This window comes from Paracoccus sp. SCN 68-21 (genome assembly GCF_001724535.1).
In the GTDB taxonomy this organism is placed as follows: Bacteria; Pseudomonadota; Alphaproteobacteria; order Rhodobacterales; family Rhodobacteraceae; genus Paracoccus; species Paracoccus hibiscisoli.
The window spans coordinates 1-10,814 of sequence record NZ_MEES01000044.1; the positions used below are offsets into that span (position 1 = coordinate 1).

Below are 10,814 nucleotides of genomic sequence, written 5' to 3' on the forward strand. Positions count from 1 at the left end.
GGTAAAGGTGCTGACATGATTCATCCTTTCTGGGAGGATGAATCACAAGCAGACCCCTTTGGGAATCCCATGATTCCGGTTTTTGCAGAAACGCTTTAAAGCGCGATCTGGGGTTGGTCGGGATCGGGCTGCAACGTCTCGCCCAAGGGGGGCGGCGGGGGCGCGCCTTCGCGGCGGCGGATCAGGATGTCGCCGTTGGGTTGGCGTTCGGGGGCGTGGTAGTGGCGCAGGTCATCGACCTGGGCCGCCAGATCCTGCAGCACCGGTCCCATGCCGCGCAGGGCATCGGCAAGGGGCGCGGGTTCCTCTCCGCCGAACAGCTGACCCATGATCGTGCCCAGACCGCGTTCGAAAAATCCCGGCGGCTCGGCCTCCTGCGCAAGGGCAGGGCCGGAGATCAGCGCCAGTGTCAGGGCAAGGGCCAGATGTCTCATGCCCGCAAGATGGGCAGGGGCGGCCCGCTGCGCAAGGGTCAGGCCGCGCCCAGATGCAGATTGCGGCGATAGAGGTCGCGATAGCTTTCCCAGGCCTCGTTCAGGCGGCGGGTGCGGGCCTCGGCCAGGCGGATCGCCTCGGGGGGCAGGCCGCGGCCGATGGCCTGGTCGGGGTGGTTCTCGCGCACCAGCTGACGCCAGCGGCGTTTGACCTCGGGGAGGGGGGTGTCGGGGGCCACGCCCAGAACCTCGCAGGGGGGGCAGCCCGCGCCGCTGTCATGGCGGCGCCGGATCGCGGCGATCTGCTCGGGCGCCAGCCCGAAGATGCGCCCGACCTCGTCCAGAAACTGGATCTCGGCCTCGTGCAGCGCACCATCGGCGACGGCGATGACGAACAACCCCTCCATCACGTCCAGCAGCACCGGGTCGCCCGGCTGGAACATCGACGCCATCTTGCGCGCCCAGGCATCGAAGCCCGCCACGTCCTGACGCGCCAGGTCAAAGACGCGGGCGGCGTTCTTTTCCTCGGAGCGGGGGATGATGAACACCCGGCGAAAGGCCGCGACCTCGGACCGCTCGACGGTGCCGTCGACCTTGGCCAGCTTGGCGCCAAGCGCGATCACGGCGATGGTGAAGGCGACCGATCGTTCGGGCGGCGTGGCCGGACGGTTGGTCCACAGAAAGGCCGTGATTCGGTCGGCCATGCGCTGCCAGAAGCTGCGCGGACGCGGCAGTTCGGGGCAGGGGCCGGTGCAGGTCTCGGGGGTGGTGCAGCAATCCATGGCCCAAGGTTAGCGCCGAAACACCCCAAGCGATAGGGGCGCAATGCCGCCCCCGCGCGCCCCTAGCACGAAAGATCGCGACCCATCAGCACAAGGTCGTGATACTGCCCGAATTTCCAGCCTGCCGCAGGAATCCGACCCCATTCGCCGTAGCCCATCGCCCGGTGGAAGGCGATCGACCCGGTGTTCGACCCGGTGATGCCGCCGATCAGGATGCGGTGGCCGCGGTCGCGGGCGTGATCCTCCAGCCCGCGCAGCAGGGTCCGGCCCAGCCCGCCGCCCCTGCGGTCGGGGGCCAGATAGATTGTGTGTTCCTGGCTGCGGACATAGCCCAGCCCGCCCCGGAACTGGCTATAGGTGCCAAAGCCCGCGATGCCGTCGCTCTCCAGCACCAGAAAGGCGTAGCCGGTCGCCTGCCGCTCGGCGATCAGGGTCTCGATCTGGTCATGGCTGCGTTCGTTCGGCCAGAAGGTGATCGTGGTGTCGCGCACGATGGGGTTCCAGATCGCCGCGATCAGGGGCACGTCGTCGGGGGTCGCATCGCGCAGGATCACAGCGTCACGTCTCCGGTGGGGGTGGTCAGCGTCAGGGTCATCGGCGTGCCCGCGCCGGTCAGCATCAGGCGGCGATCGTCCAGCGCCAGCGCCTCCAGCGGCAGGGTCAGGCGCGACAGGCGTACGCCGCGATCGGGCAGGCGGTCCGAGGGGTGCGGCCCCTGGCCCCAGTCGATCCGCATGGGCTGCGCCCCGCCACGCGGCATCTGGCCCGCATCGGGCAAGGTGATGGTCCAGGCCAGATCGCCGCGGCGGGCCTGGGCGACCTGAGTTCCGGGCGGCGGGGTCAGCGGCGACATGCGCGCCACCCAGCCCGCGACGCGAGGCGGCCCGTCGAACCCGTCCAGGCCGAACCAGCGGGGCGGGCCGTCCTGACCGGGGTCGCGGGCGATCAGCTCCAGATATTCACCGGGGCCCAGGGACAGCAGCATATTATGCGTGCCAAGGCCCGGATGGCGGCCGCCCGGCTCAGGGTGCAGGCCCCGCGCGCGCAGCCATGCGGCGCCCTCGTCCAGGGTGCGGGCGGCGATGGCAACGTGATCGAAGGTCAGCGTCACCCGCGATGGGCCCCCGCGGCCAGGTCGCGGACAAAATCCAGGATCTCGGGGACCGGGCGGCCCTCGCCGATCTGCTTGACGATGGCGCTGCCCACCACGACGCCATCCGCGACCGAGGCGATCTGCTGCGCGGCCTCGGGCGTCGAGATGCCGAAACCCACCACCACCGGCAGGCCTGCGCCCGCGCGGATGCGCGCGACCTCGGGGGCGACGTCGGCGGCGTTGGCTGCGGCGCCCCCGGTGATGCCCGTCACGCTGACGTAATAGACAAAGCCCGAGGTGTTCTTGACCACCGCGGGCAGGCGCTTGTCATCGGTCGTGGGGGTCGCCAGGCGGATGAAGTTCAGGCCCGCGGCGCTGGCGGGAATGCACAGCTCGCTGTCCTCCTCGGGGGGCAGGTCGACGACGATCAGGCCGTCCACGCCCGCCTCGACCGCGTCGGTCAGGAACTGGGTCACGCCGCCGGGGCGCGCATAGATCGGGTTGTAATAGCCCATCAGGACGACCGGCGTGGTCGTGTCCTCGCGCCGGAACGCGCGCAGCATGTCCAGCGTGCGGCTGACGCTTCCGCCATTGGCCAGTGCGCGCTGGCCCGCCGCCTGGATGGTGCCGCCATCGGCCATCGGGTCGGTGAAGGGCATGCCCAGCTCGATGATGTCGACGCCCGCCTCGGGAAGGCCGCGCATGATCTGCAGCGCGGTCGCATCATCGGGGTCCGAGGCCATCATATAGGCCACGAAGGCCTTCTTGCCCTGCGCCTTGAGTGCCGCAAACCTGTCGTCGATTCTGGTCATGTCATCCCCGCCTTTTCTGGCCCCGCATTCTTTGCGCCCAGCACTAGCCCGCATGGGCCCTGGGCGCAATCGGGCCAAGGCTGGACTTGGCCGCGCGGGGCGCGTAACAGGCGCGGGATATTCAGACGGGAAAGGGTGCTGTCATGGGCTTTCGCATGGGGATCGTGGGCTTGCCGAACGTGGGCAAGTCGACGCTGTTCAACGCATTGACGAAAACCGCAGCCGCACAGGCCGCGAATTTCCCGTTCTGCACCATCGAGCCCAATGTGGGCGAGGTCGCGGTCCCCGATCCGCGCCTGGACACCCTGGCCCAGATCGCGGGCAGCAAGCAAATCATCCCGACGCGCATCACCTTTGTCGATATCGCGGGCCTGGTGAAGGGCGCCTCCAAGGGCGAGGGTCTGGGCAACCAGTTCCTGGCCACGATCCGCGAGGTGGACGCCATCGCCCATGTCCTGCGCTGTTTCGAGGATGGCGACATCACCCATGTCGAGGGCCGCGTCGATCCGCTGGCGGACGCCGAGGTGATCGAGACCGAGCTGATGATTTCCGACATGGAATCGATTGAGCGTCGCTTGGCCAACCTGTCGCGCAAGCTGAAGGGCGGCGACAAGGACGCGGCCGATCAGCAGCGCCTGTTGCAGCAGGCGCTGGCCGTGCTGAACGAGGGTCGCCCCGCGCGCACCATCACCGTGTCGGATGACGACCGCCGCGCATGGGACATGCTGCAGCTGCTGACCGCGAAACCGGTACTGTTCGTCTGCAACGTGGCCGAGGACGAGGCCGCCAACGGCAACGCCCTGTCCGAGAAGGTCCGCGAGATGGCCGAGGCGCAGGGCGCGGGCCATGTCGTGATCTCAGCCCGGATTGAGGAGGAGATCAGCCAGCTGGACACTGATGAGGCGCAGATGTTCCTGGGCGAGATGGGGCTGGAGGAGCCGGGCCTGGACCGGTTGATCCGCGCCGGCTACACCCTGCTGGGCCTGCAGACCTATTTCACCGTGGGCCCCAAGGAGGCGCGCGCCTGGACCATTACCAAGGGCACGCTGGCCCCGCAGGCGGCGGGCGTGATCCATGGCGATTTCGAAAAGGGCTTCATCCGGTCGGAAACCATCGCCTATGACGATTACGTCGCGGGCAAGGGAGAGGCCGGCGCGCGCGAGGCGGGCAAGCTGCGCGTCGAGGGCAAGACCTATGAGGTCAAGGACGGCGACGTCCTGCATTTCCTGTTCAGCGGCTGAGGGCCCCTGACAGTGCGGGAAAGGCGGGCCCCGGGGCCCGCCTTTTTCGTTCAGTAATAGGTCAGTTCGGTCGCCTTGCCGCGGAACACCGTATAGGCGAGGATCGAATAGGCGATGATGATGGGCAGCACGACCATCGTGCCCACCAGGATGATGATCAGGCTTTCGGGGGCTGCCGCTGATTCATAGATCGTCATCTGTTCGGGCACGACATAGGGGTAGAAGCTGTAGGCCAGCCCCCCGAACGCCATCACGAACAGCGCCGAGGCCATCCAGAACGGCGCCCAGGCCAGCCGGTCGCCATCCAGCGGCAACCGGTGCAGCACCCGCCACAGCGTCAGCACCAGCACCGCAGACAGGATCGGCAGCGGTGCCAGCCAGACGATCTCGGGCCAGCTGAACCACTTGTCCCAAATCCGCGCGCTGACCAGGGGCGAGGCCGCCGAGATGGCCGTGATGCCCGCGATCAGCCCCCAGATGCCGCGCCGCGCCCAGAGGATCGCCTTGGCCTGCAACGCGCCTTCGGTCTTGCCGATCAGCCAGACCGCGCCAATGAAGCTGAAGCCCACCGTCAGGAACACCGCCGTCAGCGTTGCGAATGCGATGTTCGCCCAGGTGAACTGCAGCCCGGTGATATACATCCCCAGCATGAAGCCCTGCGACAGGGTCGAGGCCAGGCTGCCGCCAAAGAACGCCTTGTTCCAGGCACCGCGATGACGGGTGGGGGCCTTGACGCGGAACTCGAACGCGACGCCGCGCAGGATCAGCCCGACCAGCATCACCGCCACCGGCAGATACAGCGCGGTCAGGATCACCCCATGCGCGACCGGGAACGCCACCAGCAGGATGCCGATCGCCAGCACCAGCCAGGTCTCGTTCGCGTCCCAGAAGGGGCCGATCGAGGCGACCATGCGGTCGCGCTCGGTCGGTGTGGCAAAGGGGAACAGCAGCCCCACGCCCAGGTCGAACCCGTCCAGGATCACATAGACCAGGATCGCGGTGCCCATCAGGCCGGCAAAGACGAAGGGCAGCCAGATGGCGGGGTCTCCGAACAGGTCCATCATCGCTTACTCTCCGGGCTGCAGGACGCGGATGCCCGCATCGGGTTTCGGGACATCGGGGGTCAGCGGGTCGTGGCGGGCGGCCTTGCGCGCCAGATAGGTCAGCGTGCCCAGATAGGCGGTCATCAGCCCCGCATAGACCAGCAGATAGGCCGCAAGCGTCGAGGCGACCATGCCGCCCGTCACCGGCCCGACCGCCTCCTTGGTGGTCAGCACGCCGGTGACCAGCCAGGGCTGGCGCCCGATCTCGGTCACGTACCAGCCGGCCAGGGTCGCGACCCAGCCCGAAAAGGCCATGCCGACGAAGGCGTATATCCACGGACGGGGCAGCCCCTCGATACCGCGGCCGCGGCGCATCAGCCAGACCGACGACCAGGACAGCGCCAGCATCGCAAAGCCCAGGCCCACCATCACGCGGAAGGCGTAGAAGACCGGCGCCACGGGCGGGTGTTCGATCGTGCCGTCCTCGGCCACGAAGTCGTTCAGGCCCGGCACCTCGCCGTCGAAGCTGTGCGTCAGGATCAGCGAGGCGACACTGGGGATGGCGATCTCCATGCGGTTCTCGCGCGCCTCTTGGTCGGGGATCGCGAACAGCACCAGCGGGACGTTGCCCTGGGTCTCCCAGTTGCCTTCCATCGCGGCGACCTTGGCGGGCTGATGCTCCAGCGTGTTCAGGCCGTGCATGTCGCCGGCATAGATCTGGATCGGGATCAGGATCGCGCCAAGCGTCGCGCCGAAGCGCAGCGTCGCGCGGACCTCGTCGCTGCGGTCGCCCCACAGCCAGCGCATGGCCGAGAAGCCGGCGATCAGGAAGGACACCGTCAGACCCGAGGCCAGCAGCATATGCGCCAGCCGGTAAGGCATCGACGGGTTGAAGACGATGGCGAACCAGTCGGTCGCATGGACGACGCCGTCGCGCAGCTCATACCCCGCGGGGGTGTGCATCCAGCTGTTCAGGACCAGAATCCAGAAGGCCGACAGGGTCGTGCCAAATGCCACCAGCGCCGTCGCCGTCGTGTGCAGCCAGCCGGGCACACGGCGGAAACCGAACAGCATGATGCCCAGGAACGCAGCCTCGAGGAAGAAGGCCGTCAGGATCTCATAGGCCAGCAGCGGTCCCGCGACATTGCCCACGGCCTCCATGAAGCCGGGCCAGTTGGTGCCGAACTGGAACGACATGGTGATGCCGGACACGACACCAAGCGCAAAGGACAGGGCGAACACCTTCACCCAGAAGCGATAGGCGTCCATCCATTTCTCGGCGCCGGTGGCGTTGAAGCGCAGCTTGAAGAACAAGAGCACCCAGCCAAGCGCGATGGTGATGGTCGGAAACAGGATGTGGAACGAGATGTTCGCGGCGAACTGAATCCGTGACAGGATCAGCGGGTCCATCTGAGGGCCTTTCTGTTCAGGATTTGGAGCGGCGTATCGGGATCAGCTTGCCCGCGCTGTCGACCAGGCGCCCGATCCGGGCACCCATGTTCAACAGGGCGACCAGACGCTCGGTCTCGAACCGGGCCAGGTCGTCGTGAAACGCGGTCATCTGCTCGATCAGCTGTCGCAGCTCGGCGATGCGGGCATGGGCCGCGCGATCGGCGGGGTCGGGCTCGGTCATCGACAGCTCGCGCAGCTTGGTCAGCGTGGGGTCGATCTCGCGCTTTTTGCGTTCCGCGATGAGGCAGCGGACGATCTCCCACAGGTCGTCGGGCGTGGTGAAGAATTCGCGCCGGTCGTCGGGCCGGTGGCGCAGGCGGACCAGGTTCCAGCTTTGCAGCTCCTTGAGGGCCATCGACACGTTCGACCTTGAGAACCCGAGGGCGCCCACGATGTCATCGGCGCAGAGCGGGTCATCGGCCAGAAACAGCAGGGCATAGACCTGGCCCACGGTGCGGTTGATCCCCCACCGCGAGCCCATCTCGCCGAAATGCAGGATGAAATCCTGGCGCAGTGCAGAGATCGGCATTCGCGTGTTCCCGTCATTTCAGAAATTACTGAAACAAAAATAGGGAAAAGCGCGCCGGACCCAACCGGGCGGGTTGTCGCACCTTAGTCGTTGCAGGACATGCAAAAAAACCCCCGCCGGTGGGCGGGGGTCAGGGTCGGTGCCGATGGTTGGTGATCAGTTCGCGATGACGGAACAGGGCTGGGACCGGCTGCCCATGCGTTCGCAGGCCAGCTGGGCGTGCCCCTTGCTGAGGTTCACAAAGCGCGGCTCGAACCCGCGATTGGTGTTGGCGACATGGCGGCGGGCCGCGCCGAACAAGTTGCCGTCCTGCAGCGCCAAGCTGAGCAGCAGACGGTCCGCCTCGGCTTGCGTCGTATAGAGGCCCAGCGAGACGCCCCAGTTCCGACCGCTGTCGGTGGGCCTGCGCACGACCTCCAGCGCCTCGGGGTTGCCCAGATCGCCTTCGCCCATGGCGGCCAGAATCACGGTTTCCGACCGGGGCCGCGGTGCGGCCGAGCTGTTCAGCGACAACGCACCCTCTGTTGCGGTCGGCGTGGGTTCGGGGGCAGCGGCGGGGGCCTCTGGCTGGGCCACGGCGGCGATGCTGGCACTGCGCCGCGGCGAGGGTGCGGGCCGGGCCGAGGCCGCCAGCACCGGGGCCGCCAGGCTGGCCGAGGCCGCCGGGGCAGCGTCGGAGGCGACCGCCGTCGCGATGGCCTGAGCGATCTGATCGGCCTGATCCGGCGCGGGCGCGGCGCTGCCCGGTCTGCTGCGGGGCCGCGCGCTGCGCGCCAGGGCGACGCCGGGCGGCACGGGGGCGGTCGCGGTGGCGCCCGCCTGACGCAGGGCCTCGGTCAGATCAACGGGGGGCGTTGCGGCGGCGACCAGGCTGGAGGCCTGGGCCGGGCGCGTCGAGGGCGGCGGAGAGGCCTGCAGCACCATCCGCTGCGGCTCTGCCTGGGTGGCGGCGGGGCTGGCGGGCACCTGGGCGCGCCGGGTCGTGGCCTGGACCAGCATGCGCGGGCGCTGCGGCTTGACCTCGCGGACGCGGTCCGGGATGCGGGTGAAGCTGCTGTCCAGCAGTTCGGTCATGACCTGGTTGCGATGCGCGGTCGAGGTGCCGCCAAAGACGGTCGCGATCAGGCGGCGGTTGCCGCGCTGCGCCGAGGCCGTCAGGTTGAAGCCCGCCGCGCGCGTATATCCGGTCTTGATCCCGTCGGCGCCCGAATAGGCGTCCAGGAAGCGACGGTTGGTCGAGGCGACCTGCGCGATCCCCGCATCGGCCGAGCGACGCGAGAACAGGTTGTAATACTGAGGGAAATCGTAGAACAGGTGCCGGCCCAAAAGGCTCATGTCATGCGCGGTGGAAAAATGCCCCTCGCGGGTCAGGCCGTGGGCGTTGCGGAACTGGGTGTTGTTCATGCCCAGGGCGCGCGCCATCTGCGTCATCTGCTGGGTGAACGCCTCCTCAGAGCCGGCCAGCCCCTCGCCGATGGCGGTGGCGGCATCGTTGGCGGACTTGATCGCCGCCGCACGCAGCAGATAGCGCAGTTCGATCTGCTGTCCGGCCCGCAGACCCAGCTTGGAGGGCGGCTCGTTCGCGGCCTTGGTGGAGATGGTGAAGCGCGAATCCAACCGGACGCGACCACTTTCGATGGCATGGAACGCCATGTAGAGGGTCATCATCTTGGTCAACGACGCTGGATGCAGCCGCGTGTCGGCGTTCTGTCGATAGATGGGCTGGCCCGTGCGGGCATCCATGACATAGGCCGCAAAGGGCGCCGCCGCGGCCGGCATGGCCAGCAGGGTCATCGCCAGAACGGCATGACGGATCAGCCGGAAGGCTTTGGGAAATCGGATCACTGTCGCTGTCTCTCTGCCTCAAGCGGGCGCGTCATTTGTCGCACACCCGTCGTTAATCAACCTATAATAGCACGGGTGTTTTATCCATGAAACCGGGCATTCGACTTAATTTTGTCTGCTGTTTCGACACGGGGCGGTCGCGATGCCGCGGCAGGGGGGGCTTTCATCCCGGCGCGATTGCGCTATATTTAAACCGAAGCCCGATGGTCGCCCTACCGTCGCCGCAGCATTCAGGAACGACCGCAGCCCGATGACGCACTGGATGACCGACCCCCGGAACCCCGACGACCAATCCGACCTTGCGGTCAAGCCGCGCGCCAAGTCGCAGCGCCCCCCCATGTACAAGGTCCTGTTGCTGAACGACGACTTCACCCCGATGGAGTTCGTCGTGCATGTGCTGGAACGTCTGTTCCACATGACCCACGCGCAGGCGATCGAGATCATGCTGACCGTGCATCGCAAGGGCGTGGCGGTCGTCGGCGTCTTTTCTCACGAGGTGGCCGAGACAAAGGTCGCCCAGGTGATGGAGCTGGCCCGACGCCAGCAGCATCCCCTGCAATGCACCATGGAAAAAGAGTAATCGCGTGACCCAATCACGACTGGACCTGGCCTTTCCGGACGGCCATCCCGGAGGCCGGGTGCTGTTCATCGGCGCAAGCGCCGCCGATGACCTGTCCCCCCTCGACCCCGCGCAGCTGACGGTGCTGCAGGGGCATTTCCCCGACCATCAGGGCCTGACCGCGCGCGGCTTCGACGTGCGCACCGAGGCCGAGGGGCTGTTCGATGCCGCCATCGTCCGGCTGCCCCGTGCCAAGGCCGCGTCCCGCGCGCGTCTGGCCCAGGCCGCCGCCTATCTGGCGCCGGACGCCACGATCTGGGTCGACGGACAAAAGACCGATGGCGTCGATTCGCTGCTGCGGGAGCTGCGCGGCGTGGCGCAGATCGACGACGTGATCAGCAAGGCGCATGGCAAGATCTTTCGCCTGACGCTGCCGCCGCAGGGTCTGCCCGCCGACTGGACCGCCACCGCGACCGAGGTCGCGCCGGGCTTTGTGACCCTGCCGGGGGTATTTTCCGCGGACGGGATCGACCCCGGGTCGCGGATGCTGGCCGAGCATCTGCCGCCCAAGCTGCCCACGCGTATCGTCGATCTGGGCGCGGGCTGGGGCTGGCTGTCGGCCCAGGTTCTGGCGCGCCCCGGCGTGACAGAGCTGCATCTGGTCGAGGCCGATCACACCGCGCTGGAATCGGCGCGGCGCAACGTCACCGATCCGCGCGTGCGGTTCCATTGGGCCGATGCGCGGGACTTTGCGCTGCGCGAGCCGGTGAACGGTGTGGTCATGAACCCGCCGTTTCATGAGGGACGCCAGGCCGACCCGCGTCTTGGGGCGTCTTTCATCGCGACCGCCGCGCGCCTGCTGACGGGGGCGGGGCGGCTGTGGATGGTGGCGAACCGGCATCTTCCCTACGAATCGGTGCTGGCCCAGCATTTCGGCCAGGTCCACGAGATCGGCGGCGACACGCGCTTCAAGGTGATCGAGGCCAGCGCCGCCGGCAAGGGCAGCGCCGCACCCCGCAAGGGC

General features: G+C 67.8%; 12 protein-coding genes. 3 read left to right on the forward strand and 9 right to left on the reverse strand.

Annotation, left to right across the window (positions count from 1 at the left end; all coding sequences use genetic code 11):
* Positions 1-95: 95 nt before the first annotated feature.
* The 5 genes from ABS73_RS12060 to trpA all read right to left on the reverse strand — a co-directional run bounded on the left by ABS73_RS12060 (position 96) and on the right by trpA (position 3,121).
* Positions 96-434, reverse strand: a complete 339-nt coding sequence (locus ABS73_RS12060; RefSeq protein ID WP_277023499.1) for an AAA+ family ATPase — start codon at positions 432-434, stop codon at positions 96-98.
* 38 nt (positions 435-472) lie between these two features.
* A complete protein-coding gene (locus ABS73_RS12065; protein WP_277023501.1) occupies positions 473-1,216 on the reverse strand; it encodes a molecular chaperone DjiA in 744 nt (247 codons plus the stop codon).
* Positions 1,217-1,278: 62 nt separating this feature from the next.
* A complete protein-coding gene (locus ABS73_RS12070) occupies positions 1,279-1,770 on the reverse strand; it encodes a GNAT family N-acetyltransferase (protein ID WP_277023503.1) in 492 nt (163 codons plus the stop codon).
* Positions 1,767-2,327 (reverse strand): VOC family protein, encoded by a 561-nt coding sequence (locus tag ABS73_RS12075; RefSeq protein WP_277023504.1) that lies wholly within the window; start codon positions 2,325-2,327, stop codon positions 1,767-1,769. The genes ABS73_RS12070 and ABS73_RS12075 overlap by 4 nt, the downstream gene beginning before the upstream one ends.
* On the reverse strand, positions 2,324-3,121 hold the full coding sequence (trpA, locus tag ABS73_RS12080; RefSeq protein WP_277023506.1) for a tryptophan synthase subunit alpha: 798 nt from the start codon (positions 3,119-3,121) through the stop codon (positions 2,324-2,326). Before trpA ends, ABS73_RS12075 begins: the two co-directional genes overlap by 4 nt.
* Before the next feature lie 143 nt (positions 3,122-3,264).
* On the opposite strand from trpA, the gene ychF reads away from it, so the two are divergent.
* Entirely contained in the window at positions 3,265-4,362 is a 1,098-nt protein-coding gene (ychF, locus tag ABS73_RS12085) for a redox-regulated ATPase YchF (protein ID WP_277023507.1), read from the forward strand.
* Between the two features lie 50 nt (positions 4,363-4,412).
* Here the strand turns inward: ychF and ABS73_RS12090 are convergent, their stop codons facing one another.
* The 4 genes from ABS73_RS12090 to ABS73_RS12105 form a co-directional block, all read right to left on the reverse strand.
* On the reverse strand, positions 4,413-5,423 hold the full coding sequence (locus ABS73_RS12090) for a cytochrome d ubiquinol oxidase subunit II (protein ID WP_277023601.1): 1,011 nt from the start codon (positions 5,421-5,423) through the stop codon (positions 4,413-4,415).
* 6 nt (positions 5,424-5,429) lie between these two features.
* Positions 5,430-6,815, reverse strand: coding sequence for a cytochrome ubiquinol oxidase subunit I (locus ABS73_RS12095; RefSeq protein WP_277023510.1), 1,386 nt, complete (start codon positions 6,813-6,815; stop codon positions 5,430-5,432).
* A 16-nt stretch (positions 6,816-6,831) separates the two neighbouring features.
* On the reverse strand, positions 6,832-7,386 hold the full coding sequence (locus ABS73_RS12100; RefSeq protein ID WP_277023512.1) for a GbsR/MarR family transcriptional regulator: 555 nt from the start codon (positions 7,384-7,386) through the stop codon (positions 6,832-6,834).
* Between the two features lie 156 nt (positions 7,387-7,542).
* The gene (locus tag ABS73_RS12105; RefSeq protein ID WP_277023514.1) at positions 7,543-9,231 is read right to left on the reverse strand and encodes a D-alanyl-D-alanine carboxypeptidase family protein; all 1,689 of its coding nucleotides are present in this window, start codon (positions 9,229-9,231) and stop codon (positions 7,543-7,545) included.
* A 262-nt stretch (positions 9,232-9,493) separates the two neighbouring features.
* On the opposite strand from ABS73_RS12105, the gene clpS reads away from it, so the two are divergent.
* Positions 9,494-9,811 (forward strand): ATP-dependent Clp protease adapter ClpS, encoded by a 318-nt coding sequence (clpS, locus tag ABS73_RS12110; protein WP_136855828.1) that lies wholly within the window; start codon positions 9,494-9,496, stop codon positions 9,809-9,811.
* A gap of 4 nt (positions 9,812-9,815) precedes the next feature.
* Positions 9,816-10,814 (forward strand): class I SAM-dependent methyltransferase (locus ABS73_RS12115; RefSeq protein WP_286693469.1); only part of this gene is annotated, 999 nt, incomplete at its 3' end.

Bases quoted from the DNA above. Each gene is read 5' to 3' on its own strand.
- ABS73_RS12095 (WP_277023510.1), bottom strand. From the start codon at position 6,815: ATGGACCCGCTGATCCTGTCACGGATTCAGTTCGCCGCGAACATCTCG.
- ABS73_RS12100 (WP_277023512.1), bottom strand. From the start codon at position 7,386: ATGCCGATCTCTGCACTGCGCCAGGATTTCATCCTGCATTTCGGCGAG.
- ABS73_RS12090 (WP_277023601.1), bottom strand. From the start codon at position 5,423: ATGGACCTGTTCGGAGACCCCGCCATCTGGCTGCCCTTCGTCTTTGCC.
- ABS73_RS12065 (WP_277023501.1), bottom strand. From the start codon at position 1,216: ATGGATTGCTGCACCACCCCCGAGACCTGCACCGGCCCCTGCCCCGAA.
- trpA (WP_277023506.1), bottom strand. From the start codon at position 3,121: ATGACCAGAATCGACGACAGGTTTGCGGCACTCAAGGCGCAGGGCAAG.
- ABS73_RS12060 (WP_277023499.1), bottom strand. From the start codon at position 434: ATGAGACATCTGGCCCTTGCCCTGACACTGGCGCTGATCTCCGGCCCT.
- clpS (WP_136855828.1), top strand. From the start codon at position 9,494: ATGACCGACCCCCGGAACCCCGACGACCAATCCGACCTTGCGGTCAAG.
- ychF (WP_277023507.1), top strand. From the start codon at position 3,265: ATGGGCTTTCGCATGGGGATCGTGGGCTTGCCGAACGTGGGCAAGTCG.